Genomic DNA, 24,025 nt, shown 5'->3' with positions numbered 1-24,025 from the left:
TAAGCATCCAACAGAAAGAGTAAGTCAATGAAGACCTCACCCAAACTTGCGGTCCTTGCGGCAATTTCCGCCGCTGCCATCGCCCTGACCGGCTGCGGCGCACCGAGTGCCGCCCAGGAAGGAGATGACGGAAACAAGACAAAGAAAATTGCCGTCCTGCTCTACAGCCAGAGTTTTGAATTCATGGTTGCCCTCGGGCAGGGCGTCAAGGATAAAGCGGAGGAACTCGGAGTGGAGGTCACCGTCCTCGACGCCAAGGGTGACTCCAACACCCAGATCAGCCAGATCCAGGACCAGCTCGCCCAAGGCGTAGACGGCATCGTCCTCAGCCCGAACAACTCTGCAGAACTGGTTCCCGGAGTCCAGATGATCCACGACGCCGGAAAGACCGTCACAACGGTCGACTCGGTGATCCCGGGCGACATCGCCGACGCCGCCGTCGCATTCGACAACGAAAAGGCCGGCAAACTCGGCGCTGAAGCATTGGCCAAACTGATGGGCAACAAGGGAACCGTCCTTGAATACCAAGGAGCCAAGGGCGCCTACCACGCCATTTTGCGCGGCAAGGGCTTCACCGAGGGCATCAAGCAGTCCCCAGATATCAAGGTCATCGGCCGTGACGCCCAGTGGACCGCAGATAACGCCCTGTCCCTCACCGTCGACAACTTCACCGCCGACTCAAGCATCAACGGCCTGTTCAGCCACAACGATGAAATGGTGCGTGGCATCGTCTCCGGCCTCTCGCAAATCAACAAAGACGCTCCGGTCGGAGCCGCAAACCACATCCCGCTCGTCGGAGTCGACGGCACACCACTGGCCCTGGACCGCATCCGCAAGGGCGTCCAGGACGCCACGATGGACCAGAACCCGTTCGAAATGGGAGCACTGGCCCTTCAGGCCGAGGTTGATCTGCTGGACGGCAAGCAGGTGCCCAGGATGCAGCTGACCGACACCAAGCTCATCACCAAAGAGAACGTCGATGATCCAAAGCTCTGGGGCAACATCTTCAAGGACTAGCGCCCCAGAGCAGTGACGGCCGGGCCGAGGTTAGTCCCTTGGCCCGGCAGCAACAAACCAATTCCAACTCAAGGAGAAACATGTCCCGCTTCAAGTATTCCTACAACGCCATCGTCTACTACCAGGAAGACATCGCCAAAGGCATCGACCGCGTCGCCCGCTACGGCTACGACGCCATCGAACTCGTAGGAGAACCGGCAACGCACAACGTCGAAGAAATCAACCGGCTCACCAAGGACGCAGGCATTGACGTCAGCTCCATCTGCAGCATTTGGTTCGGCGAGGAACGCGACCTGATCAACCCCAGCGCCGCCAACCGGCAGAAGGCCCTGGACTATGGCAAGTCGGTAGCCGACTTCGCCGCCGCCGTCGGAGCTCCGACCATCATCGTCGGCCCGTCCCCGGTGGGTAAGACCGAGGCGCTGGCCAGCGACGAGCAGGAATGGGAATGGGCTGTGGAGAACGTCCGCACCCTCGGCGAATATGCAGCCAGTGTTGGCGTCAACATCACTCTCGAAGCGTGGAACCGCTACGAGACGCATTTCCTGAACCGGCTCGACCGCGCCGTTGAACTTCTGGACGCTACCGGCCTGAAAAACGGGGGCGTGCATGGTGACCTCTTCCACATGAACATCGAAGAAGACAGCATTCATGGCGCCTTCGCCCGTGCCGGCAGCAAGGTCAACCACGTCCACCTGGCCGATTCAACCCGTGCAGCCCCTGGCGTAGGACACACCGACTTCCGTCCCACCCTGCAGACGTTGAAGGACATCAACTTCGACGGCTACCTGACCTTCGAGCTCCTGCCCGCCGCGTCGAACCCCTTCGCCATGATGGCACGCAACGGCCACCTGGAATTCCTGGATTCCTATACCGAAAAGGCTATTAACGAAATGAAGAAGCTGGAACAGGAGCTGTGGCCCAATGAGTAAATACGAGTTCGGCGTCAGCACTTTCATCCTCGTCTCCCCGTTCACCGACAACGACGTCGATCAGTTCGATGTCGCCAAGGAGATGGGCTACGACCTGATCGAGGTTTGCATTGAAGACCCCACAGTGGTCAGCGCGGAAGCACTGAAGAAAGCCTCAGAGCGGACCGGACTGCCTGTGTCAATCTGCGGTGCGTTTGGACCGGACCGGGACGTCTCGCACGAGGACCCGCAGAAGCGGCGGCAGGGCATCGACTACCTGAAACTGTGTGTCGACATCGCCCAGGCCGTCGGGTCACCCCACGTGGCCGGCCCGATGTACTCCGCCACTGGCAAAGCCCGGTTGCTTCCCCCCGCGGAACGCCAGCAGCAGCGCCAGTGGGCGGCAGACAGCCTGCGTGAAGTGGCCGATTACGCCTCCGAACGCGGCGTCACTCTAGCCATAGAACCGCTCAACCGGTTTGAAACCGACCTGGTCAACACCGTCGAACAGGGTCTGGAACTGTGCGGGCTGATCGGCCGGGACAACGTGGGCCTGATGCTCGACACGTTCCACATGAACATCGAAGAGAAGAACATCGGCGCGGCCATCACTGCCGCCGGTGACAAGGTCTTCCACTTCCAGGTGTCAGAAAACGACCGCGGAACGCCCGGCAGCGGTCACGTGCCATGGTCCGAGACCTTCGACGCACTGAAAACGATCAACTACCAAGGTTCCATTGTGGTCGAATCATTCCTTCCCACGGTCGAGGAAATCGCCAAGGCCGTTTCGCTCTGGCGGCCGGTGGCGCCATCCATGGACGCTCTGGCCCGTGACGGACTCACCTTCCTGAGGAGGGAACTGGCATGACCGAGAAGCCCGGACGCGCTCCAGCAATCGTTGAAGCACGCAATCTCGTAAAACTGTTTCCGGGCGTAGTCGCCCTCTCCGGCATGAACTTTGAGCTTCATGCCGGAGAGGTGCACTGCGTCTGCGGCGAAAACGGAGCAGGAAAATCAACGCTGATCAAGACACTCAGCGGGTTCTACACTCCGGACGAAGGCGGGGTATACGTGGACGGCGAACTCATGCCCTCCAGCACGGTGGCATCCAAGGCCGCCGGCATTGCCACCATCTACCAGGAGCACAACCTGGTCCCGGACCTGTCCGTGGCCGAGAACGTTCTTCTGGGAAACTGGGGTGGACACAACGGCATCCTCTCCCGCCGCGAGATCCGCAAGCGCGCACGCAAGGCCCTGGATCAGGTTGCACCCCACCTCAACCTCGACACCCCTGCCATGGCGCTCTCAACCGTGGATGGCCAGATGGTCGAAATCGCGCGCGCCATAGCCCAGGACGCGAGGGTCATTATTATGGATGAGCCCACCACGGCCCTGACCGAGCAGGACGTTGAAAAACTGTACAAACTCGTCGACGAGCTGCGGAGCAAGGGCCTGGCGATCATGTACGTCTCGCACAAACTGGAGGAAGTCTTCACACTGGCCGACCGGATCACCGTCATCCGCGAAGGCAAAACGGTGGCCTCCTCCGTCCCGGCGGATGAACTTGACGCCCGTTCCGTGGTGCAGCTGATGGTAGGCAAGGACGTTGACCTCTATGAGCACATTCCCCGCGAACGCGGTGACCTTGTTCTCGAGGCGCGGGGCCTAAGCCTTGCCGGTGCCTTTGAGGACGTTGACCTCCAGCTGCACGCAGGAGAGATCGTTGGACTCGCAGGGCTCGTCGGTGCGGGCCGGACCGAGGTCGCCCGTTGTATCTACGGGGCCGACAAAGCCGACGCCGGAACCGTTCAGGTAAACGGCCGGAAACTTAATCTTCATGGCGCCTCAGCCGGCATCGCCGCCGGTATTGCCCTCGTCCCGGAAGAGCGGAAGCTGCAGGCCATCATTCCAATGCTGTCCATCCGCGAAAACACCACCCTGACGCTCCTGAAGCAGGTCAGCAAATGGGGCATCTTGCAGCGGGGCCATGAAAAGAAGATGGTTAACGGCTATATCAAGGAACTCGATGTCAGGACCCCGTCCGCCGAAACCCCGATACAGTCACTTTCCGGCGGCAACCAGCAAAAGGTCATCATCGCCCGCTGCCTGGCAAGCAATCCCAAGGTCCTCATCCTGGACGAGCCGACAAAGGGCATCGACATCGGTGCTAAAGCCGAAATCCACCGTTTGATCGAACAGCTGGCCCGGCGAGGCGTGGCTGTGCTCGTGATCTCCAGCGAGCTCCCCGAGCTGCTCGAGCTCTCGGACAGAGTGATGGTCATGCGGGCCGGCCGAGTGGTGGCCGAACTGGACAAAGCCCAAGCAACCAAAGAAAACGTCATCGCTTACGCCGCTGCGTAGGCGATCCCACCAGAACGGAACAATCATGACCTATCAAGAGCCCCGGTCGTTTACCTTGTTCACCGGCCAGTGGGCCGACCTGCCCTTCGAGGAAGTCGCGCGGCTGGCGTCCGGCTGGGGCTACGACGGCCTGGAAATCGCCGTCTCCGGCGACCACCTGGACGCCTGGCGCTGGGACGAACCCGGCTACGTCGAGTCCAAACTCGAGATCCTGGACAAGTACAACCTCAAGGTCTGGGCCATCTCCAACCACCTCAAGGGCCAGGCCGTCTGCGATGACCCCATCGACTTCCGCCACGAAGCCATCGTCGGCGCCAAGGTCTGGGGCGACGGCGACCCCGAAGGCGTCCGCCAGCGCGCCGCCGAGGAAATGAAACACACCGCCCGGCTCGCCAAAGCACTCGGCGTGGACACCGTCGTCGGGTTCACCGGCTCCTCCATCTGGCAGTACGTCGCCATGTTCCCGCCCGTCCCCGACAATGTCATCGACGCCGGCTACCAGGACTTCGCCGACCGCTGGAACCCCATCCTGGACGTCTTCGACGAATGCGGGGTCCGCTTCGCCCACGAAGTCCACCCGAGTGAGATCGCCTACGACTACTGGACCACCGTCCGCACCCTCGAAGCCATAGGCCACCGCCCCGCCTTCGGGCTGAACTGGGACCCGTCCCACATGATGTGGCAGGGCATCGACCCCGTCTCCTTCATCTGGGACTTCAAGGACCGGATCTACCACGTGGACTGCAAGGACACCAAGGTCCGCCAGACCGGCCGCAACACAGTCCTCGGCTCCCACCTGGCCTGGGGCGACCCCCGCCGCGGCTGGGATTTCGTCTCGGCAGGCCGGGGCGATGTCCCCTGGGAAGCATCCTTCCGCGCCCTGTCCGCGATCGGCTACAACGGCCCCATCTCCGTCGAATGGGAAGACGCCGGCATGGACCGCCTCCACGGCGCCCCCGAAGCCCTCGCCGCCCTCAAAAAGTTCGACTTCCCGCCGTCGAACACCTCCTTCGACGCCGCCTTCAAGCAGTAAGGATGGGTGACTCATAGGCCCTTCTGAGCCCGAGGTCGTCGACATAAACGCCAGTGCTGTCTTCAAGCCACCGCTTGAAGGCAGCACTGGCATTTGCCGTGTGATTACCCAAGCCGCGCGTCAAAGCGCCGCCGGTACTCCGTGGGCGTTGTGGAAAAGGCGGCGGCGAAGTTTTGACGCAGGGTGACCGCGTTGCCAAAGCCGCAGTCGGCGGAGACCTGGTCGATCGACAGGTCTGTTGTCTCGAGCAGCCGCCGGGCGGCGCCGAGGCGGCGGGCCCGGATCCAGGCCGCCGGCGTGGTCCCGGTAGCTGCCCGGAAGGCGCGGACAAAGGTGCGGCGGCTCAGGTGCGCCTGGGCCGCCAACCGGTCAATGGTCAGCGGTTCGCCCAGGCGGCCCAGCGCCCATTCGAGCAGGCGCGAGATCGGGTCATCTGTGGAGCGCTCCGGCACGGGGTGCTCGATGTATTGCGCCTGTCCGCCCTCCCGGTGCGGGGCGATGACCAGGCTGCGTGCCACGTGGTTCGCGGCTTCCGCTCCCAGCTTGGCGCGCACGAGGTGCAGGCAGGCGTCCAACGCGGAGGCAGTGCCGGCGGAAGTCAGGACGTCGCCGTGGTCGATGTAAAGGACAGATTGGTCGAGCGGGACATCGGGGTGCCGAACGGCCAGCGAGTCGAATGCCTGCCAGTGCGTAACGGCCCGGCGGCCCGCGAGCAGGCCGGCGTCGGCTACGGGGATCGCACCCAGGCACAACCCCAAAATCGGGGCCCCGCGCCCGTGTGCCCTTTGGAGCACCTGCCGCAGCGAATCACTGGGGACGCGCCCGTCGTCGAACCATGAAGGCACCACCACCACGTCCGCTTCTTCCGCGGCCTCCGGCCCTCTTACCTCGCCCAGCCGGTAGCCCTCAGCGGTGGTGATTCCGCCTGCCTGCTCGGAAAAGAGGACAGTCTTCCAGTTGGCAAGGCCCTGGCGGGCCACCTCGTCAAAAACCATCTGTGGAACAGCCAGGTGGAACATTGTCGCCCCATCAAAGGCGTATACGGCGATCCTCAAAAAATGCCCCTCTCCCTACCCTTGGCCCAAATCCATCGTACATTTGCCTTCGTGCCACTGGTGCCGGGCATGGGCAGCGGGAAGACTGGAAACGTCGCCAAAAGGCAGTAAAGAGAAACCCAGGGAGAAACAAGAACATGACCAGCCCCCGCCGCGCCCTCATCCTCATCGACGTGCAGCAGCAGTACTTCAGCGGCCCCCTCGAGATCCAGTACCCGCCGCACCAGGAGTCCCTGCCCACCATCGCACGGGCCATCGACGCTGCCACCGCCGCGGGCATTCCCGTTGCCGTCATCCAGCACACCGCTGGCGTTGGTGCGCCGGTTTTTGCGCCCGGCACGCCGGGCTTCGAGCTGCACCCAGAGATTGAACGCCGCAAAACCACCGAATGGAAGTCACTGGTCAAGCAGTACGGCTCCGTCTACGCCGGCACGGACCTCGCTGAATGGCTGCGGCAGCACGACGTCGACACGGTCACCTTGGCCGGCTACATGACCAACAACTGCGTGCTCGCCTCCGCCGTGGAGGCAGAGTTCCTCGGCTTCAGCACCGAGGTCCTCTCCGACGCCACCGGCGCCATCAACCTGGCGAATGAGGCAGGCTTCGCCGACGCCAAGACCGTGCACACCACGCTCCTTACGCTGCTGAACTCGAACTGGGCAGCCGTGGCCGATACCGCTACCTGGACCAACGCCCTGAACACCGGGCATGCCCTCGCAGGCAGTGATCTTGGCAGCTCCGCCATCGCCGGCTCGGAACTCGTCCCCCAGGCCTAAACGACGGCCCGGGCCTCCCAGCCTGCTTGCGGCGCGAGGCCCGGGAACATCCCCAGCAACCGCGCCGTTGCAAACACGGGGACCAAGCCCCACCGGATATCAAGGACTGCTTACATGAAGTGGATTCTTCTCGCCGGCGCGATCCTGAGTGAGGTGACGGCATCCCTTTCCCTGAAAGCAGCCCTGGACAACCCCGTGTTCTTCGTCGTTGTGGTTGCGGGCTACGCCGCATCCTTTGGCTTCCTCGCAGCGGTCCTCCGCAAAGGCCTTGGCCTGGGGGTTGCCTACGGCATCTGGGCCGCGCTGGGAGTGACACTCACGGTGCTGCTGGCCGCCCTTTTCTTTGGCGAGGCGCTGACCCCGGTGATGATGATCGGCGTCGCGATGGTCATTGGCGGAGTGCTGTGCGTTGAACTCGGGTCGCACAAGGAGCCGGCACAAGAACCGGAACAAGAAATGGTGAGCTCATGATGTGGCTGCTGCTGGCAGGGGCCATCCTCACCGAGGTGACCGCCACCCTCTTCCTGCGCGTCGCTTCCACCGGCAAGCGGCGCTGGTACCTGCCGGTCGCCGTCGGGTACGTCCTGGCGTTCACGCTCCTCACCCTGACCCTGGACCAGGGCATGAGCCTCGGAGTGGCCTACGGCATCTGGGCAGCAGCCGGCGTCGCACTGACTGCCCTGGCCAGCCGTATCTTCTTCAAAGAGACGATCACCCCTGTGATGATGCTCGGGCTGGGCCTGATCATCGGCGGCGTCCTGCTCATCGAGCTCGGCGCGACACACTAGGGCCATGATTAGTCCTGACGACGGCGGTGGGCACCAACGCAACGACGCCGCCGCCCGCACAGGCGGGCAACGGCGTCGTACGTTTGCTGTCAGGCTTTTTGCGCCTCAAGGTCCTCAAGGGACTTGCCCCTGGTGTCCGAGGACAGGAAGGTGGCCAGCGCGGCGGCCAGGGAGATACCGAAGGTGATCATGCCGATCACCATCGGGACGTTGGTGGAACCCGGAGGTGCCACTGCCGTGAAGATGCTCGGGAAGAACGAGGCGATCATCAGGCCGACGTTCTGGGATACGGCAAATCCGGTCACCCGGATCCGCATGGGGAACTGCTCCTGGAAGAAGGTGGCGAACGTGGCGTTCCACATCTGGAAGAAGATGCCCTGCACGATCAGGACGCAGGCAAAGACGAGGAACAGGCTCCGCTGGTCGATGGCCCACAGGTAGCCCCAGGTCAGGAGACCGCCGCCCAGGCCGCCGGCAATCATCAGCGTTTTACGGCCGATTTTGTCGGACAGGGCGCCGAAGACGGGGATGGTGATGACGGCGGCGATGTTGGCCACGAGCGTTACCCAGAGGAACTCGCTGCTGGAGAATCCAATGCCGTAGCCCTTCTGTGTGGCGTACGAGACGCCGAAGATCAGGGTGGCCATGCCCACCACGTTGGTGAAGGTCATGATGATGCAGCGGATCAGGACGCGCGGATGGGTCCGCATCAGGTCAAGCAGCGGGAAGCGGCGCTTTACCTGGCCCGCTTCGGACTGCGCGAGGTAGGCCGGCGGTTCCTGGACCCGGCGGCGGATGATGTATCCGGCCAGGATCACGAAGGCGCTGAGCAGGAACGGGATGCGCCAGCCCCACGTCTCGAACTGGTCCTTGGGAAGCAACGCGGACAGGGGAAGCAGCACAGCGGTGGCCAGGATGGAGCCCACCTGGGTTCCCTGCAGGCTGAAGCTCGCGAAGAAGCCGCGCCGGGCGTCCGGGGAATGCTCAACGATCATTGCGCTGGCTCCGCCCAATTCGCCGGCGACGGCGAAGCCCTGGATGAGGCGGAGGATCACCAGCAGGGCGGGCGCGAGGAGGCCCACCTGGCCATAGGTAGGCAAGAGTCCCACGGCGAAGGTGGCGAACCCCATGAGCAGCATCGCGAAAACGAGGACGTTTTTGCGGCCGTGCTTGTCACCGATGGCGCCCAGGACGATCGCGCCCACTGGACGGGAAACATATCCGACGGCGTACGTCGCCAGCGAGGCGATGATCGCCACGGTGGGGTTTCCCGAGGGGAAGAAGATGGCCGGGAAGACCAGCGTCGCAGCGAGCGAGTACAGGGCAAAGTCGTAGTACTCGAGGGCGCCGCCGATCCAGCCGCTCATCGCGGCCTTCTTTGGATCCCTGCCTTGATGGCCGGCGTCGAGCTTTCGGGGGGTGTCCGCGGCGGGAATGGTGGTCATGCGCTGGTTTCCTTCGGCGTCTTTGGCAAAGAACCGGAAGTCTTTCCGGCTGGGGCTTTTCTCGTGACTGCTGGCGGGGTGGCACGGGACAGGCAGTTTCTTATCTGCCGGGGTTTCTTGAATCGTTTCATAAATTCTATCGAGTGATGGGCGACACGTCAAAGCCCCCTGTGGCCGCCCGTGCGGCAGCCACCTGAAGGGCATTTCCGCGGTTCCGCAAGAAGAAAATCCGCCGGTTCTCGAATGGCTTAAGGGGCTCTCCTCCGGGCACCCTCTCATGGTCAAATGGGAAGGTTGAACCGGCTGCCCGAGTCCGCTCCACGGCCTCGGCCATAGGGAAGGAAGCACATGACCGATCCACAGGACCATCCTCCGGTCCCCACCCCGGGAAGCGCGCAAGGCCTGGACAGCAAGGCCGAGGGCGGGTGCCCGGTGGACCACGGCAGCGTCACCTCGCACGGCAGCGAGAGTGAAAACCCGGCCATTGACTCCCCCGAGCCCAAGGGGCACCGCCCGCGGACGGTCGCGGACTGGTGGCCCAACCAGCTGGACCTCTCCGTGCTGCACTCCAACCACCCGGCGGGCAACCCGCTGGGCCCGTCGTTCAATTACCGCGAGGAGTTCCAAAAGCTCGACGTCGAGGCCCTCAAGCAGGACATCACCGAGGTCCTCACCACGTCCCAGGACTGGTGGCCCGCAGACTTCGGCCACTACGGCGGCCTGATGATCCGGCTGAGCTGGCATGCGGCCGGAACCTACCGCGTCCACGACGGCCGCGGCGGCGCAGGCGACGGCAGCCAGCGCTTTGCCCCATTGAACAGCTGGCCGGACAACGCCAACCTGGACAAGGCACGGCGGCTGCTGTGGCCGGTCAAGCAGAAGTACGGCCAGAAGCTTTCCTGGGCGGATCTGCTGGTCCTCGCGGGCAACGTGGCCCTGGAGTCCATGGGCTTTAAGACCTTTGGTTTCGCCTTCGGCCGTGAGGACGTCTGGGAGCCCGAAGAGATTTTCTGGGGGCCTGAGGACACCTGGCTCGGCGACGAGCGCTACATCGGCGAAGGCCAGATGTCCGAGGACGTGGGCTCCACCGAGATGGGCCTGATCTACGTCAACCCCGAGGGCCCCATGGGCAACCCGGATCCCAAGCTGGCGGCAGCGTTTATCCGCGAGACCTTCAAACGGATGGCGATGAACGACGAAGAGACTTTCGCGCTGATCGCCGGCGGCCACACCTTTGGCAAGACCCACGGCGCCGGTGATGCCGATGCCCACGTTGGCCCCGAACCGGAAGGTGCCGACCTCGAAGCCCAGGGGCTTGGCTGGCTCAGCACCTACGGCAGCGGCAAGGGCGGCGACACCATCACCTCCGGCCTCGAAGTCACCTGGACGGACCGGCCCACCCAGTGGAGCAGCCGCTTCCTGGAGATCCTGTTCGAGTACGAGTGGGAGCTCGTCAAGAGCCCCGCCGGCGCCCACCAGTGGGTCGCCAAGGATGCCCCGGAGATCATCCCGGACGCTCACGACCCGGAGAAAAAGCACCGGCCCACCATGCTGACCACGGACCTGTCGCTGCGCTTCGACCCGGCCTACGAGGAGATCGGGCGGCGCTTCCTAAAGAACCCGGACGAGTTCCAGCTCGCCTTTGCCAAGGCCTGGTACAAGCTGCTGCACCGCGATATGGGACCTGTTGGCCCGCACATGCTCGGACCCTGGGTTCCTGAAGCCCAGCTGTGGCAGGACCCCATCCCCACCGTGAACCACGAGTTGATCGGCGAGCAGGACATCGCCTCGCTCAAGGCAAAGCTCCTGGACTCCGGTCTGTCCGTCTCCCAACTGGCCACCACAGCCTGGGCCGCCGCCTCAACTTACCGCAAGACCGACAAGCGAGGCGGGGCGAATGGTGCCCGCATCCGTCTGGAGCCCCAGAGCGGGTGGGAGGTGAACGAGCCCGAGCAGCTTTCGACGGCGTTGCAGGCCATCGAGAGAGTGCAGGAGGAGTTCAACTCGTCCCAAACCAACGGACAGGTGTCGCTCGCGGACTTGATCGTCCTCGGCGGCTGTGCCGCGGTGGAGAAGGCGGCGAGCGACGCCGGGTTCCCCGTCACTGTGCCGTTCCGTCCAGGCCGCACCGATGCAGCCCAGGACCAGACCGACGTCGAGTCCTTCCAGTACCTGAAGCCGCGGGCGGACGGGTTCCGGAACTACGTGCGCCCCGGCGAGAAGCTCCAGCCGGAGACGCTCCTGCTGGACAAGGCGTACCTGCTGGACCTCTCGGCTCCGGAAATGACGGCGCTCATCGGCGGCATGCGCGCCCTCGGCACCAATGTGGGCGGCTCCAATCACGGCGTCCTCACCGACAGGCCACAGGTGTTGACGAACGACTTCTTCGTCAACCTCCTGTCCCCCGGCACCAAGTGGAAGGCATCCGAGTCGGAGGAGAACGTCTACGAGATCACCGATGTTGCCACCGGCGAACTGAAGTGGACGGCAACCCCCGTGGACTTGGTGTTCGGTTCCAACTCCCAGCTCCGGGCACTGTCCGAGGTCTACGCCAGCGACGACGCCGGGGAGAAGTTCGTCAACGACTTCGTGGCGGCGTGGGTCAAGGTCATGGAGCTGGACCGCTTCGACCTGAAGTAAGTCCTTTGTAGTACGGACGCGTCCGGGCGGGCTGCACTTTTGCAGCCCGCCCGGACTCAGTTCTGCTCCATCACAGTCAACGCACCCTCGCGCGGTGCGAGGAAGCGGATTAGCCTGACGCTTATGGCGCAATCAGCACCTTCCGCACGCGCGTGGATCGGCACCATCCTGTTCCTGTTCCTTGCGCCGGGCATCGTTGCGGGTTTCATCCCGTGGCTCATTTCCGGCTGGCGCCGGCATGACTGGAGAGGCGCCGCCTGGGTGGTGCCGGTTGCCTGGATCGCAATATTCCTTGGAGTGGCTTTCCTTCTGCATGCCTTCGCGCTGTTTGCCCTGCACCGAGGGACGCCCGCGCCGGTCGCTCCAACTGAGACACTCGTGGTCACCGGCGCCTACCGGCATGTGCGAAATCCGATGTACCTCGCGGTGCTCGCCATCATCCTGGGCCAGGCGCTGCTGTTCGGCAGCTGGTGGCTGGTGCTCTATGCCGCGATTGCCCTCACCGCGGTGGTCACGTTTGTGCTGGGCTACGAGGAGCCCACCCTCGCTGAGACCTACGGCGAGCAGTACCTTGACTACAAGCGCAACGTCCCGGGATGGTGGCCGCGGTTAACGCCGTGGCGGGGGTGACAGCAGGCAGCCGCGGTTCGAGTCTTTCTTCTCCCCGCCGGGCTTGCTCAGGACAGTTTTGGTGAGGTTTCCAGGACCAACGAAGCGAGTTCCTTGGCCAACCGGACCGCGTCCGTGTGCGCGTCGAGCTGCGAATTTGCCACCGCACCGTCGTAGAGCAGGCCGAGGCGGGCCGAAACGCCGGGAGCATCAGCAAAACCGGCTTCCTCGGACAGCGCCAGGAGCATGTTGCTGAGCCAGTCACGGAAAGCACGCAGGGCTTTGGCCTCAACACTGCCCGGCAGCGCTTCAGCATTCGCATTGGCAAACGCGCAGCCTTTGTAGCCGGGCTCGCTGACGGCCTCCTGCAGAGCGTCAAACATGGCGAGCAGTTTCTCGACCGGATCTTCCAGGCCTTGCTGGTACCGTGCGATCCGGTCACGCCGGCGCTGGTCACGGCTGGCGAGATAGGCGGCCACGAGCTCGTCCTTGCCGGAGAAGTTGTAGAAGAGTGAGCCCTTCGCGACCCCGGCCTCTTCGATAACCCGGTCGATCCCCACAGTGTGGACGCCCTCGGCATAGAACAATTTGTCCGCTGCTTCGAGGAGGCGCTGACGGGCCGGGACTCGGGTGGAAGTCATAGAAGGAGTTTATCAGACAGATCTGTCTAAAACAGCTTGACTTGCTTGTACCGATCTGTCTAACTGGTTCTTGTTAGACCGTTCTGTCTAAGGAGACTCATCTTGCCCCGTCTGCTCTCACCCCGTTTATCCTTCGCGGGACTGGCCGCAGTTTTTGCTGCGTTCTTTTTCGCCGCTGGTGCCCCAACACCGCTCCTCTCACTCCGTCAGCAGGAATGGGGATTCTCTGCGGGAACCCTGACCATCGCCTTCTCGATTTATGCGTTAGGGCTGCTGGCCTCCCTCCTGGTGGGCGGTTCACTCTCGGACCACATCGGCCGCCGGCCGGTGATGCTCGCCGCCCTGTACGGAGAACTGGCTTCCATGCTGGTGTTCCTGTTTGCCCCAAGCATCACCTGGCTGATCCTGGCCCGCGCCCTTCAGGGCCTGGCCACCGGGCTGGCCACCAGCGCCTTCAACGCGGCCATCGTTGAGCAAGCACCCGCCCACCTGAAGAAATTCGCCGGCGCCCTGGCGGGAGCCTCGGTGGCTGGAGGCCTGGGCATCGGTGCGCTGCTGGCTGGAGTTGCGGTCCAGTTCAACCCGGACGCCAACACACTCCTTTTCGCGGCCCTCAGCGGAGTCATGGTGCTAGCCATTGCTTTTGTTGGCCGCACCCGTGAAACAACTGCAAAACGGCCGGGCGCTCTCCGGTCACTCACCCCGCGCCTTGAACTCCCCGCCGGTATCCGGGGCGAGTTCTATGCCGGTATTCCGGTGCACATCGCCGGCTGGATGTTCCCGGCGCTCTTCCTGGGGCTTTCCCCCGCGGTGCTCCGGCTCCACTTCGCCGTGGAGGGCGGTCTGGCAGCTGGGTTCACCTCATTCCTCGGCCCGTTCGCGGCGGCGGTTTCAAGTTTCATGTTTGCCCGGCACCCTGCACGGCGCAGCACCCTCCTGGGCGTGATCCTCATCCTCGCCGGCATAGTCCTGGTCCTTCTCGGAATCAACGAAACCTGGCTGCCCGCCGTCTGGGTTGGTGCGGTGCTGGGCGGTATCGGCTTTGGTGGTTCGTTCGGCGGCCAGCTTCGGCTGATCGCCCCGCACATCCAGCCGCACCAGCGCGCCGGCGTCTTCTCCGGTATCTACGCCACCGCGTACCTTGCCTTCAGCGTCCCGTTGATCATCGCCGGCCAGCTCGTGCCCCTCCTCGGACTGGTTCCCACCCTGCAGTCCTACGCCGCAGTCATCATGGCTTTCGCAGCCATGGGCACCGTCATCCAGGCCGCACGGATGCGGCAGGACAGGGCGCCCAAACCAGTCCCAGCGGGTTCTGCCGCCTGACCTGAAGTTCCTGCTGTCGTTGACACCGCCAACCCTGCGAATTTAGGCTCCTGCCATCGTGGCCCAAAGGAGAAGGAGCCGAGCTGTGAACCAGGACAACGGGCGATTGCGGGACCGGCTTGGCCGCCTTGGCTTCGGGGGCACCGGGGTGGGCAACCTGTACCGCGCCATCTCCGATGAGCAGGCGACTGAAACTTTGGAGGCGGCGTGGGATTCCGGGATCCGCTACTTCGATACAGCACCGCATTACGGGCTGGGCCTGTCCGAGCGGCGAATGGGCGAGGCCCTGGCGGAGAAACCACGGGGGGAATTCGTCCTCTCCACCAAGGTGGGCAGGGTCCTGGTGCCGTCGCCTGCAACCGAAGATGCACGGGATCCGGAGGGCTTCGATGTGCCCGCTGTTCTGAGGCGCGAGTGGGATCCTTCAGAGGCCGGGGTGAGGCGCAGCATCGAAGACTCGCTGGAACGGCTGGGCCTGGACTACATCGACATCGCCTACCTGCATGATCCCGACGTGTACAGCATGGAAGACGCCGTGAAGTCGGCGCTGCCTGCCCTGGAGAAAGTCCGGGCCGAGGGTCTCGTCCGCGCCATCGGCGTCGGCACCAACACTGCCGGCGCAGCCCTTGAATGCGTGGAAGCGGCAGACCTGGACTTCCTGATGCTGGCCGGCAGGTTCACGATGCTGGAGCAGCCCGGCTCGGACGGCCGTCCTGGCGGGGGCCTGCTGGACCGTTGCCTGGAGCTGGGCACCGGCGTGGTGAGTGTCGGCGTCTACAACTCCGGCATCCTCGCCAAGTCCGACCTGCCTTCCGATGCGCACTACAACTACTCCCAGGCCAGCGAAGAGATCCTGGAACGCGCCAGGCAACTGGCTCGAGTCTGCAACGACCACGGCGTGGAACTTCCCACCGCGGCCATCCAGTTCCCCTTCCGCCACCCCGCCGTCGTCAACGTCACCGTGGGAGCCAGCAAGCCGGAACAGATCAGCCAAAGCGCCGAGCGGGTGGCCGCAGAGGTTCCCGAGGAGTTGTGGCAGGACCTGCAGAAGCGCGGGCTGATCCCGTCCTGACCAGCACCGACAGAAGCTGGCCGCACGCCTGAGCAAGAAGATTCTTGTTGAATCCCTCCAAAATGGCGGCCCGTGGGGAGAACTAGCGTCTGCTGTGAGGCATTTCCACGGCAAACGCAAAGGACCCATCCATGACGATTCAGGCGAACGTGCCCACCAGCCCGACCTCCGCGAACGCCGGCAACGGGCACCAAAGCAAGGGCTACCAAGGCAAGGGCAACCAGATCCTGGAGACCGCCCGCCGGCAGGTTCTGGAGGACGGCATTGGCCTGACCCAGGCCCAGCTCGAAGAGATCCTCCGCCTCCCGGATGAAGCACTTCCGGCCGCGCTCGAGCTGGCGCACCAGGTCCGGCTCCGGCACTGCGGCGAGGACGTGGAGGTGGAAGGAATCATCTCCATCAAGACCGGCGGCTGCCCAGAGGACTGCCACTTCTGCAGCCAGTCCGGCCTGTTCGACTCGCCCGTCCGCGGCGTCTGGCTGGATATCCCGGAACTGGTCAAAGCCGCCAAGGAAACCGCCGCCACCGGAGCTACCGAGTTCTGCATCGTCGCCGCGGTCCGCGGCCCGGACATCAAGCTGATGAACCAGATCAAGTTCGCCATCGACCGCATCAATGAAGAAGTGGACATCAACATCGCCTGCTCACTGGGCATGCTCACCCAACGCCAGGTGGACCAGCTCAAGGACTGGGGCGTCCACCGCTACAACCACAACCTCGAAACAGCGCGCAGCTACTTCCCCAAAGTCGTGACTACCCACACCTACGAGGAACGCCTGGAAACCTGCGCCATGGTCAAGGACGCCGGCATGGAACTGTGCTGCGGCGCCCTGATCGGCATGGGTGAAAGTCTGGAGCAGCGGGCCGAACTCGCCGCCCAGCTCGCCGCCCTGGAACCCCACGAAGTCCCGCTCAACTTCCTCAACCCCCGCCCCGGAACCCCGCTGGAAAACCAGGGCATCATGGACGGCAAGGATGCCCTCCGCGCCATCGCCGCCTTCCGCCTGGCCATGCCCCGCACCGTGCTCCGGTACGCCGGGGGCCGTGAACTCACTCTGGGTGACCTCGGCACGCGCGACGGCCTGCTCGGCGGAATCAACGCCGTCATCGTGGGCAACTACCTCACCACCCTGGGCCGTCCCGCCACCGCAGACTTGACCCTGCTCGTGGACCTCAACATGCCCATCAAGGAACTCCAGAAGACCCTATGAATCCCCACCGCTCCCTAACCTCCCAGGTCCCCGCCGGCTCCCAGCCTTCGCAAGCTCAGGCGGGGTCCCTCGCCGCCGTGGTCCCTTGGCCCGGAGACTTTTGCCGGCACTGCGGCGAGGCTTACGACGGCGGCGATCACCCGCCGTCGGACGTTCACCAACGCTGCCGCGAGCGTCTGGCGATGGAGCCGCCCCGCTACTGCGGCTTGTGCCGGCGGCGCATGAAAGTCCAGGTGACACCGCTGGGCTGGACGGCCGAATGCTCCCGGCACGGAATGCTTGCCTCCTAGGGAGCAGCCCGAAACGTAGGATCTTGTGATGGCCCAACTTGTCGCTCCCGACGTAAAACTCCACTCGTCCTGGCTCGAAGCAGCTGCCGAGTTCGCTGGCACCCGGCAGGACGGGTCGGGCACGGACGGCTGGGACCCGGATGAACTCAAGGATGCCGGTGGATTCCGCCGCTTCGTGGACACCCTTGTCAGCGATGCATTGCCCGAAAGCCCCAGGAAGCCCGGCATGGTGCCCTGCACCTATCTGTGGATCGTGGACGGCGGCACGTTCCTTGGCTCCCTGGCCATCAGGCATGAACTGACCGAGTACCTCCTGAACGAGGGCGGGCACATCGGCTACAGCGTCAGGCCATCGGCCAGGCGGCGAGGCCACGCCGCACAGGCTTTGGCTGACGCCATCCCCCTGGCCGGCGGGCTGGGAATCCCCCGGGTGCTCGTGACCTGCAGCGAGGACAACGCCGGCTCCCGGGCCACCATCGAAAAGAACGGCGGAACCTACGAGGACAGCCGCAACGGCAAGCGCCGCTACTGGATCGGAACCGGGTCCTAAAAAAGCACTCCTTGTCTAATACCCGCCCGCGCTTCTAAAATTAGAGAACCTACTTTTAGAAGGAGTTCACGATGCTGTGGCGGGGTCCGTTTATGTGGATCCGGCATCCGGCGCTGACGCGCCCAGGCCGGGTGAGCTGACATGGACTGGCAGGGCTGGGCGCTGTTCGGGCTGGTGGCAACCTCCGTGCTGACCGCCGTCATGATTGCCGCCCAGATGGCCGGGCTCACCCGCCTCGACCTGCCGCTGGTCCTCGGGACGCTGGTCACCCCAGACCCGGATAAGGCACGGGTGGCAGGCTTCTTCATCCACCTCGCCGCGGGGCAGGCATTTGCCCTGGGCTACGCCGCCGTCTTCGCTCTCCTGCACCAGGCAACCTGGTGGCTCGGGGCCCTGCTGGGACTCCTCCACGTCGGCGTTGCGCTGACGGTCATCCTGCCCCTGCTGCCCGGGATCCATCCAAGGATGGCCTCCACCAGGGCAGGACTCACCACCACAGCGGCGCTGGAACCACCGGGCCTGCTGGCCCTGAATTACGGCATCCAGACGCCGGCCGTTGCCGTGGTGGCCCACGTCATCTACGGCGCCGTGCTGGGGCTCCTCCTGGGGGCACGATGAGCCTGGACCACCTGGACCCCGCCCCGTTGCCATGCGAGCGGCCCGCCGAAGCCGCGGTCAAGTCAAGGCCCACACCCATCGCGGACTACGGGCTCCTGGGCGACACGCGGACAGCCGCGCTTGTCTCCGTTGACGGATCGGTGGACTGGCTTTGTGCTCCCGCGTTCGACGGCGAGCCCCTCTTTGGTGCCTTGCTGGGAGGACCGGAGGCGGGTCGCTTCCTGGCGGGTCCGGCCGGGCCTGCGGCAGTGATTTCGCGAAGCTACCGCCACAACACGGCAACCCTGCAAACGGTATGGGCCACGGGCAACGGGCGGCTGACCCTCACTGAAGCCATGATCGCGGAAGTGGCGGGCCAGTTGTTGCCCACCACCATTCTGGTCCGGCGGCTGGCCGCGGAAGGATCTCCCGTCCGGGCCTCTGTGCTGTTTGACCCGCGGCTTGGCGAGCAGCACCGACAACCGCGCGTCCGCCAAGGCCGGGACATCGTCTGCGAGTGGGGTCCGCTGGCTGTTTCACTGGCCACAAGCCCCCGCCTCGATGTTGTGCCGGGGCGGCTACTGACCTTTGAGATCACCCCGGAAGAACCGCTGACCCTTGTCCTTTCATTGGCTTACGGTGAACCACTGATCCACGTAGACCCGGCCACTGCCTGGGACCTCGTGGGCCGGGATGAAGCATGCTGGCGGACCTGGGCGGAGGAGATCGACACAGCCATCCCGTTCCATACCGCGGTGGTGCGCAGCCTGCTCACGCTCCGCCTGCTGACCTACTCCCCCTCCGGGGCTCCGGTGGCGGCTCCCACCACCTCGCTGCCCGAGGACCCCGGCGGTATCCGCAACTGGGACTACAGGTACGCCTGGCCCCGTGACGCAAGCATCGGCGTCGGCGCCTTCCTGCGGGCCGGCAAAACGCGCGAGGCCGAGGACTTCCTCGGCTGGCTCCTGCACGCGAGCCGGTTGCAGCGGCCCCATCTGCCTGCGCTCCTGACGCTGACCGGAGGTCGTGTCCCGAAAGAGCGGAACCTGTCCCGCTGGCCGGGCTACGCCCAAAGCAGTCCGGTGAGGACTGGAAACCTAGCGGCCACCCAGCACCAGCTCGACGGTTACGGCTGGGTGCTGGACGCCGCCTGGGCCTTTGTGGAGCGGGGACGCAGGCTGAACTCGGAGACCTGGCGCGCGATGCGCGGCTTCGCGGATCTGGTTGCCGCCACCTGGGAAGCGCCCGACGCCGGGATCTGGGAAGTCCGCGGCGACGCCGCCCAGCACGTCCACTCCAAAGTCATGGCCTGGCTTGCGCTGGATCGTGCCCTCCGCATCGCGGCGACGCACCATGTGGGCAAGCGGCGGCGGCTCCGCTGGGAAACCACACGCAGCCGCATTGCCGCACAGGTGCGGGAGCGGGGCTACGACCCCGCCAGGAACTCTTACATGCGCACGTATGGTTCTGAGGACCTGGACGCTGCCCTGCTGGTGCTGCCGCTCACGGGCCTGGAAGAACCCGGTTCACCCCGCCTGGCGGGAACAGTCGAGGCCATTCGCACGGAACTGTCCGCCGGATTCCCGCTGCTCTACCGTTATCCGCCCGGACAGGACGGCCTTCCCGGAACGGAGGGGGCATTCCTGCCCTGCTCGTTCTGGCTGGTCCAAGCGCTGGCGAACACCGGTCAGCACAAAGACGCCGTTGCCCTGTTCGAGGCCGTGCTGGAGAAGGCCTCGCCGCTGGGGCTTTTCAGCGAGGAGATGGATCCGGCGTCGGGCAGCTTCCTGGGCAATTTTCCGCAGGCGCTCACCCACTCTGCCCTGGTCCAGGCCGCGCTGGCCCTCCGCGATACTGTGCCCCATCCCCAGCCGCCAACCGATGACACACAGAGAGAAAAGGAGCAATGATGGAAAACCTCACAGCCCACCAGCGGTCCAAGCACCCTAAAAGCCCCTTGGCCGGACCCTATGGACACCCGCTCCACCCCACACTGGTGACCATCCCCATCGGCGCCTGGACAGCGAGCCTCGTGTTCGACGTCGTGGCGCTGTTCGGCAGCGACGACAAGCCCTTCCTTATCGGGGCCCAGTGGCTGGTGGGGATCGGTATCGTCGGCGCACTGGCCGCCGCCGTCTTTGGCCTCATGGATTTTGCGACCCTTGCCGGCGGAACACCCGCGCACCGGACAGCCCTCATCCACATGTCCCTCAACCTCACCGCCGTGGCACTGTTTGCGGTGAGCTTCTTCCTTCGGCTGGGGTCCGCCAAGGAGGACTTCGCGCTCGTTCCGTTCATCCTCAGCGTGGTGGGCTATCTGGTCGTCGGCGCCTCGGGCTACCTTGGCGGGAAGCTCGCCTACCACTACGACGTCAGGGTCGCCGACGAAAAGACGCAGGGCGAAGGGTTCGTGTAGACGCGCGCCCACGCTGCCGGGCGGAAAATGACGAAAGCCCCCGCGCGAGTTGAACTCCAGCGCGGGGGCTTTCTTTGCTTCCGTGTTGGGGGAAATAACGTGGAAACAGAGAGAAATCTACCGGCTGGTAACCATGCCAGCCGGTGATTTTGGCCTGGCTGCGCGATTCTTGATGGAACCTTGAGCCAGACTGCCGCCGTGGCCCACGTCTGCGGGAGCGCGATCAGACGGGCAGCGCCAGCAGACAGATGGGTCAGTCGGACTCGGGCCTATCGGTTGCGTCCGGGTCCTCTTCGGGTTCGAAGGTGTTCGGCTCCCCATCGGCACCGATTCCCACGCCGTCCGCACCGCCGGGGATGCCGCCGTCGTTCTTCCCTTGGGCACCCTCTGCGCCGCCCTGCGGCTCGTCCTCAGGAAGGGCGTCGGGTGAGTTGATCGTCATTGTTCCTCCTTCAATGGCCGGGCCTCCACGCTAACAGTCCTGAGGCAGAAAGGCTCCGGCACGAGACAAGAAATTGTGTGCGCCACTAGCCTCCGACGTTCGGTACATGGCAATTGCCGACGGCGGGACGCAGCACAGTGCCGCGTTCCACCGTCGCGCTTTATCCTCCGAGGTGGTGCACGGTGAAGGCGGTCAGGAACCCCACCGAGGCCGTGAGTCCGGTGAGGTTGTGGTGCTGCTCGAAGGCCTCCGGGATCATGGTGTCCGCGAGCATCGCCAGGATTCCTCCTGCGGCCACTGCGGTAATGAGCGCAACAACTTCGCCCGGTGCGTTCTCCAGTGCTGCATAGCCAATCAGCGAGGACACGCCGCACAGCAGCGCGATCCCGCCCCACATACCGAAGACATATCCAGCACTCCTGCCGGCCTTCTTCATGCCGGCCGTCCCGGAAAGCCCCTCGGGAACGTTGGAGATGAACACCGCTGCCATCATGGCCGGGCTCACCACTCCCCCGGCCAGCATGCCCACGCCGAGCACCACGGATTCCGGGACACCGTCCAGCAATGCGCCCACAGCAATGGCCGTGCCGCTGCCGGGGTCCTCGGATTCGGAGGGCTGCTGGTCCCCGGAGCGCTTGCGGTGTTTCGCCCCAGCCTTGGCCAGCAGCATGTTGGCGCCCACGTACACCACGGCCCCTGCCAGGAACCCCACCACGGTGGGCCACAGTCCGCCGCCCTGCACAGCCTCGTCCACCAGCTCGAAGGCCAGGGCAGAAATCAGTACGCCGGCGCCGAAGGACATGATGGAGGACACCAGCTTGGGCGGCAGGTTCCACCGCCAGGACAACGCGGCTCCCAGGACCAGGGCCGCACCGGCAGCAGTTCCCCACAGCAGCGCCTGAACCCATACCGGCACGTGTTCCCGCTTCCCGGCCCACTCGCGGAGCCTGTCTCACACAGCCGCCAACACAGGAGCCGGCAAGCCTCAAAAAGCCCAGCGTAGTACAGGCCGGAAACCGGGACCGGAAGGCGGGCCGGGAGGTGCGCCTGGCCGCGTGTTGCTGCAGCGTTCCTGCAGCAACAGCCACCCGCCGTCGCACGGAGGACGCCACCACCGCACGCAACATTGCCGCGGCTTCATTGACACACCCCGCGACTGATGCCATGCTCGTTACATGGACCTGTTGGACAGCTGGACAGCTAGACAAGAACCGGTGGTACGCGTTGGTGCGGCCGAAGCGGTTTTTGCTTCCCTCCGCGGTGCCATCGAAGCAGGCAAGATTCCGGTAGGCACCCGCCTGGACTCCGAAGCCTCGCTGGCCAAACAGTACGGTGTCAGCCGCACCATGGTCCGCGAAGCACTACGTTCCTGCACCGCCCTCGGACTGACTGCCACCCACACCGGAAAAGGCACCTTCGTCATCGCTGACAAAGTGGCGCAGGACCTCAAGCTCGGGAAGTACTCCGCAAGTGCGCTCGTGGAGGCCCGTCCCCATGTGGAGGTTCCCGCCGCCGGGCTTGCCGCCCAACGGCGCACCAGTGAGGACCTGGAAGCGCTACGGGAAATACTGCGCGAAATGTCTGAAGCGAAAGACCTGCAGCAGTGGGTCCAGCTGAATACCGAATTCCATGTGACCATCGCCCGCTCCAGCGGAAACGGCGTCTTCGAATCCTTCCTCTCGGACATTTGTGAGGCCATGGCCAACCAGTCCAACACCCTCAACCTTGTAGCCGACCGGCGCAAGGAATCGGGTGAAGAGCATGCACGCATCTTCGAGGCCATCGAACGCGGTTCGGCCGAGGACGCATCGCAGGCCATGACCATGCATCTGCACGGGGTGGAGTGTGCCCTGGGCACCGTCATCCCGGGCGGCGGGAAATCCGGGGCGGGCCTTACCGGCTAACTGCGCCCCCGCCAACTCTCCCATCCCGACCAAAACCACCAGCTACTTCGCGTGCCGCCATCCGGTGTGGCTTCCGCGCGCCTTCACTCCGTACTACATCCATGCCTCCGGCCAACCCCGGCGGCACCCCAAGACTTAGAGGACACCTTGACCACTCCGCACTCCCCCGCCAGCACCATCCCGGACCTCGCACCCGCACCTGTCCGGTCTGAGCATGATTTGCTGGGGGACCGGGATGTTCCGGCCGGGGCGTACTGGGGTGTGCACACGCTCCGGGCCGTGGAGAACTTTCCCATCACGGGGCAGAAACTGTCCTCGAACATGCACCTGGTCCGCGGCCTGGCAGCGGTCAAACTCGCCGCGGCCCGCACCAACCGCGAACTCGGCCTCCTGGACTCCGAACGCGCCGACGCCATCGAACAAGCCTGCCAGGACGTCCTGAACGGCCGGCTGGCCGACCAGTTCGTGGTGGACGTCATCCAGGGCGGCGCCGGAACGTCCTCGAACATGAACGCCAACGAAGTCATCGCCAACCGCGCCCTGGAAATCCTGGGCCACCCCAAGGGCGACTACGCCCGGCTGCACCCCAACGACCACGTCAACCTCTCCCAGTCCACCAACGACGTCTACCCCACCGCGGTGAAGCTGGGCACCATCTTCGCCGCCCGCGAACTGCTCGACGCCCTGGCCGGACTCGAAGAAGCCTGCGCCGCCAAAGCCCTCGAATTCCGCACCATCGTCAAAATGGGCCGCACCCAGCTCCAGGACGCCGTGCCCATGACCCTGGGCCAGGAATTCGGCACCTACGCCATCACCATCGGCGAAGACCGGCTCCGCCTCGCCGAAGCCGAACTGCTCATCCACGAAATCAACGTCGGCGCCACCGCCATCGGCACCGGCCTGAACGCCCCCACCGGCTACGCCGCAGCAGCCTGCCGGCACCT

Annotated in this window: 25 protein-coding genes; 20 read left to right on the top strand and 5 right to left on the bottom strand. The window is 64.7% G+C overall.

Going from position 1 to position 24,025, the window contains the following annotated elements; all coding sequences use genetic code 11:
- Window positions 1-27: 27 nt before the first annotated feature.
- The 5 genes from QRN11_RS13700 (at window position 28) to QRN11_RS13680 (ending at window position 5,322) form a co-directional block, all read left to right on the top strand.
- Window positions 28-1,017 (top strand): sugar ABC transporter substrate-binding protein, encoded by a 990-nt coding sequence (locus QRN11_RS13700; RefSeq protein ID WP_091423879.1) that lies wholly within the window; start codon window positions 28-30, stop codon window positions 1,015-1,017.
- 80 nt (window positions 1,018-1,097) lie between these two features.
- Entirely contained in the window at window positions 1,098-1,949 is an 852-nt protein-coding gene (locus QRN11_RS13695; protein ID WP_091423883.1) for a sugar phosphate isomerase/epimerase family protein, read from the top strand.
- Window positions 1,942-2,796 (top strand): sugar phosphate isomerase/epimerase family protein, encoded by an 855-nt coding sequence (locus QRN11_RS13690; protein ID WP_285313204.1) that lies wholly within the window; start codon window positions 1,942-1,944, stop codon window positions 2,794-2,796. The genes QRN11_RS13695 and QRN11_RS13690 overlap by 8 nt, the downstream gene beginning before the upstream one ends.
- Entirely contained in the window at window positions 2,793-4,289 is a 1,497-nt protein-coding gene (locus tag QRN11_RS13685; RefSeq protein ID WP_285313203.1) for a sugar ABC transporter ATP-binding protein, read from the top strand. Before QRN11_RS13690 ends, QRN11_RS13685 begins: the two co-directional genes overlap by 4 nt.
- A gap of 25 nt (window positions 4,290-4,314) precedes the next feature.
- Window positions 4,315-5,322, top strand: coding sequence for a sugar phosphate isomerase/epimerase family protein (locus QRN11_RS13680; protein WP_285313202.1), 1,008 nt, complete (start codon window positions 4,315-4,317; stop codon window positions 5,320-5,322).
- 104 nt (window positions 5,323-5,426) lie between these two features.
- On the opposite strand, the gene QRN11_RS13675 is transcribed toward QRN11_RS13680, so the two are convergent.
- Window positions 5,427-6,377 (bottom strand): GlxA family transcriptional regulator, encoded by a 951-nt coding sequence (locus tag QRN11_RS13675; protein WP_285313201.1) that lies wholly within the window; start codon window positions 6,375-6,377, stop codon window positions 5,427-5,429.
- A 137-nt stretch (window positions 6,378-6,514) separates the two neighbouring features.
- Between QRN11_RS13675 and QRN11_RS13670 the strand changes: the two genes are divergently transcribed.
- From QRN11_RS13670 to QRN11_RS13660, 3 genes are all read left to right on the top strand, one after another.
- The gene (locus QRN11_RS13670; protein WP_285313200.1) at window positions 6,515-7,153 is read left to right on the top strand and encodes an isochorismatase family protein; all 639 of its coding nucleotides are present in this window, start codon (window positions 6,515-6,517) and stop codon (window positions 7,151-7,153) included.
- Between the two features lie 114 nt (window positions 7,154-7,267).
- Window positions 7,268-7,624 carry a DMT family transporter gene (locus QRN11_RS13665; RefSeq protein WP_285313199.1) on the top strand — a complete coding sequence of 119 codons (357 nt, stop codon included), beginning with the start codon at window positions 7,268-7,270 and terminating at the stop codon, window positions 7,622-7,624.
- On the top strand, window positions 7,621-7,941 hold the full coding sequence (locus QRN11_RS13660) for a DMT family transporter (RefSeq protein WP_285313198.1): 321 nt from the start codon (window positions 7,621-7,623) through the stop codon (window positions 7,939-7,941). The genes QRN11_RS13665 and QRN11_RS13660 overlap by 4 nt, the downstream gene beginning before the upstream one ends.
- Window positions 7,942-8,030: 89 nt before the next feature.
- Here the strand turns inward: QRN11_RS13660 and QRN11_RS13655 are convergent, their stop codons facing one another.
- Window positions 8,031-9,386 (bottom strand): MFS transporter, encoded by a 1,356-nt coding sequence (locus QRN11_RS13655; RefSeq protein ID WP_285313197.1) that lies wholly within the window; start codon window positions 9,384-9,386, stop codon window positions 8,031-8,033.
- Window positions 9,387-9,734: 348 nt separating this feature from the next.
- Here QRN11_RS13655 and katG point away from each other — a divergent pair, with 348 nt between their 5' ends.
- Both katG and QRN11_RS13645 read left to right on the top strand, forming a co-directional pair.
- Window positions 9,735-12,026 (top strand): catalase/peroxidase HPI, encoded by a 2,292-nt coding sequence (gene katG / locus QRN11_RS13650; RefSeq protein ID WP_285313196.1) that lies wholly within the window; start codon window positions 9,735-9,737, stop codon window positions 12,024-12,026.
- Window positions 12,027-12,149: 123 nt separating this feature from the next.
- Complete coding sequence (locus tag QRN11_RS13645) at window positions 12,150-12,656, top strand: methyltransferase family protein (protein ID WP_285313195.1); 507 nt, start codon at window positions 12,150-12,152, stop codon at window positions 12,654-12,656.
- A gap of 47 nt (window positions 12,657-12,703) precedes the next feature.
- On the opposite strand, the gene QRN11_RS13640 is transcribed toward QRN11_RS13645, so the two are convergent.
- Entirely contained in the window at window positions 12,704-13,276 is a 573-nt protein-coding gene (locus tag QRN11_RS13640) for a TetR/AcrR family transcriptional regulator (RefSeq protein WP_285313194.1), read from the bottom strand.
- Between the two features lie 102 nt (window positions 13,277-13,378).
- On the opposite strand from QRN11_RS13640, the gene QRN11_RS13635 reads away from it, so the two are divergent.
- The 8 genes from QRN11_RS13635 (at window position 13,379) to QRN11_RS13605 (ending at window position 20,735) form a co-directional block, all read left to right on the top strand.
- On the top strand, window positions 13,379-14,599 hold the full coding sequence (locus QRN11_RS13635; protein WP_285313193.1) for an MFS transporter: 1,221 nt from the start codon (window positions 13,379-13,381) through the stop codon (window positions 14,597-14,599).
- A gap of 85 nt (window positions 14,600-14,684) precedes the next feature.
- Window positions 14,685-15,671 carry an aldo/keto reductase gene (locus tag QRN11_RS13630; RefSeq protein ID WP_285313192.1) on the top strand — a complete coding sequence of 329 codons (987 nt, stop codon included), beginning with the start codon at window positions 14,685-14,687 and terminating at the stop codon, window positions 15,669-15,671.
- 131 nt (window positions 15,672-15,802) lie between these two features.
- Window positions 15,803-16,882 carry a biotin synthase BioB gene (bioB, locus tag QRN11_RS13625; protein WP_285313191.1) on the top strand — a complete coding sequence of 360 codons (1,080 nt, stop codon included), beginning with the start codon at window positions 15,803-15,805 and terminating at the stop codon, window positions 16,880-16,882.
- Complete coding sequence (bsaP, locus tag QRN11_RS22635) at window positions 16,879-17,172, top strand: biotin synthase auxiliary protein BsaP (RefSeq protein ID WP_502935035.1); 294 nt, start codon at window positions 16,879-16,881, stop codon at window positions 17,170-17,172. Before bioB ends, bsaP begins: the two co-directional genes overlap by 4 nt.
- Before the next feature lie 28 nt (window positions 17,173-17,200).
- Window positions 17,201-17,722, top strand: a complete 522-nt coding sequence (locus tag QRN11_RS13620; protein ID WP_285313190.1) for a GNAT family N-acetyltransferase — start codon at window positions 17,201-17,203, stop codon at window positions 17,720-17,722.
- Between the two features lie 141 nt (window positions 17,723-17,863).
- Window positions 17,864-18,340 carry a hypothetical protein gene (locus QRN11_RS13615; protein ID WP_142060800.1) on the top strand — a complete coding sequence of 159 codons (477 nt, stop codon included), beginning with the start codon at window positions 17,864-17,866 and terminating at the stop codon, window positions 18,338-18,340.
- The gene (locus tag QRN11_RS13610; protein ID WP_285313189.1) at window positions 18,337-20,229 is read left to right on the top strand and encodes a glycoside hydrolase family 15 protein; all 1,893 of its coding nucleotides are present in this window, start codon (window positions 18,337-18,339) and stop codon (window positions 20,227-20,229) included. The genes QRN11_RS13615 and QRN11_RS13610 overlap by 4 nt, the downstream gene beginning before the upstream one ends.
- A complete protein-coding gene (locus QRN11_RS13605; RefSeq protein ID WP_285313188.1) occupies window positions 20,229-20,735 on the top strand; it encodes a DUF2231 domain-containing protein in 507 nt (168 codons plus the stop codon). The genes QRN11_RS13610 and QRN11_RS13605 overlap by 1 nt, the downstream gene beginning before the upstream one ends.
- Before the next feature lie 253 nt (window positions 20,736-20,988).
- Here QRN11_RS13605 and QRN11_RS13600 read toward each other — a convergent pair whose 3' ends face one another.
- Window positions 20,989-21,177: a hypothetical protein gene (locus QRN11_RS13600; RefSeq protein WP_285313187.1), complete on the bottom strand. Its 189-nt coding sequence runs from the start codon at window positions 21,175-21,177 to the stop codon at window positions 20,989-20,991.
- Window positions 21,178-21,337: 160 nt separating this feature from the next.
- Window positions 21,338-22,093, bottom strand: coding sequence for a ZIP family metal transporter (locus QRN11_RS13595; protein WP_285313186.1), 756 nt, complete (start codon window positions 22,091-22,093; stop codon window positions 21,338-21,340).
- A gap of 259 nt (window positions 22,094-22,352) precedes the next feature.
- Here QRN11_RS13595 and QRN11_RS13590 point away from each other — a divergent pair, with 259 nt between their 5' ends.
- Together QRN11_RS13590 and QRN11_RS13585 are read left to right on the top strand one after the other, a co-directional pair.
- On the top strand, window positions 22,353-23,081 hold the full coding sequence (locus QRN11_RS13590; RefSeq protein WP_142060810.1) for a FadR/GntR family transcriptional regulator: 729 nt from the start codon (window positions 22,353-22,355) through the stop codon (window positions 23,079-23,081).
- Between the two features lie 147 nt (window positions 23,082-23,228).
- The coding region (locus QRN11_RS13585) for a lyase family protein (protein WP_285251397.1) at window positions 23,229-24,025 on the top strand (797 nt) is incomplete at its 3' end.

The organism is Pseudarthrobacter sp. fls2-241-R2A-168 (assembly GCF_030209335.1).
Classification (GTDB): Bacteria; Actinomycetota; Actinomycetes; order Actinomycetales; family Micrococcaceae; genus Arthrobacter.
This window is presented reverse-complemented; position numbering and strand designations above follow the sequence as displayed.

Coding starts and splice junctions, on each gene's coding strand:
- QRN11_RS13685 (WP_285313203.1), top strand. CDS start 2,793: ATGACCGAGAAGCCCGGACGCGCTCCAGCAATCGTTGAAGCACGCAAT.
- QRN11_RS13590 (WP_142060810.1), top strand. CDS start 22,353: ATGGACCTGTTGGACAGCTGGACAGCTAGACAAGAACCGGTGGTACGC.
- QRN11_RS13610 (WP_285313189.1), top strand. CDS start 18,337: ATGAGCCTGGACCACCTGGACCCCGCCCCGTTGCCATGCGAGCGGCCC.
- QRN11_RS13600 (WP_285313187.1), bottom strand. CDS start 21,177: ATGACGATCAACTCACCCGACGCCCTTCCTGAGGACGAGCCGCAGGGC.
- QRN11_RS13605 (WP_285313188.1), top strand. CDS start 20,229: ATGGAAAACCTCACAGCCCACCAGCGGTCCAAGCACCCTAAAAGCCCC.
- QRN11_RS13695 (WP_091423883.1), top strand. CDS start 1,098: ATGTCCCGCTTCAAGTATTCCTACAACGCCATCGTCTACTACCAGGAA.
- QRN11_RS13680 (WP_285313202.1), top strand. CDS start 4,315: ATGACCTATCAAGAGCCCCGGTCGTTTACCTTGTTCACCGGCCAGTGG.
- QRN11_RS13655 (WP_285313197.1), bottom strand. CDS start 9,386: ATGACCACCATTCCCGCCGCGGACACCCCCCGAAAGCTCGACGCCGGC.
- QRN11_RS13670 (WP_285313200.1), top strand. CDS start 6,515: ATGACCAGCCCCCGCCGCGCCCTCATCCTCATCGACGTGCAGCAGCAG.
- QRN11_RS13700 (WP_091423879.1), top strand. CDS start 28: ATGAAGACCTCACCCAAACTTGCGGTCCTTGCGGCAATTTCCGCCGCT.
- bioB (WP_285313191.1), top strand. CDS start 15,803: ATGACGATTCAGGCGAACGTGCCCACCAGCCCGACCTCCGCGAACGCC.
- QRN11_RS13615 (WP_142060800.1), top strand. CDS start 17,864: ATGGACTGGCAGGGCTGGGCGCTGTTCGGGCTGGTGGCAACCTCCGTG.
- QRN11_RS13620 (WP_285313190.1), top strand. CDS start 17,201: ATGGCCCAACTTGTCGCTCCCGACGTAAAACTCCACTCGTCCTGGCTC.
- QRN11_RS13690 (WP_285313204.1), top strand. CDS start 1,942: ATGAGTAAATACGAGTTCGGCGTCAGCACTTTCATCCTCGTCTCCCCG.
- QRN11_RS13645 (WP_285313195.1), top strand. CDS start 12,150: ATGGCGCAATCAGCACCTTCCGCACGCGCGTGGATCGGCACCATCCTG.
- bsaP (WP_502935035.1), top strand. CDS start 16,879: ATGAATCCCCACCGCTCCCTAACCTCCCAGGTCCCCGCCGGCTCCCAG.
- QRN11_RS13665 (WP_285313199.1), top strand. CDS start 7,268: ATGAAGTGGATTCTTCTCGCCGGCGCGATCCTGAGTGAGGTGACGGCA.
- QRN11_RS13660 (WP_285313198.1), top strand. CDS start 7,621: ATGATGTGGCTGCTGCTGGCAGGGGCCATCCTCACCGAGGTGACCGCC.
- QRN11_RS13640 (WP_285313194.1), bottom strand. CDS start 13,276: ATGACTTCCACCCGAGTCCCGGCCCGTCAGCGCCTCCTCGAAGCAGCG.
- katG (WP_285313196.1), top strand. CDS start 9,735: ATGACCGATCCACAGGACCATCCTCCGGTCCCCACCCCGGGAAGCGCG.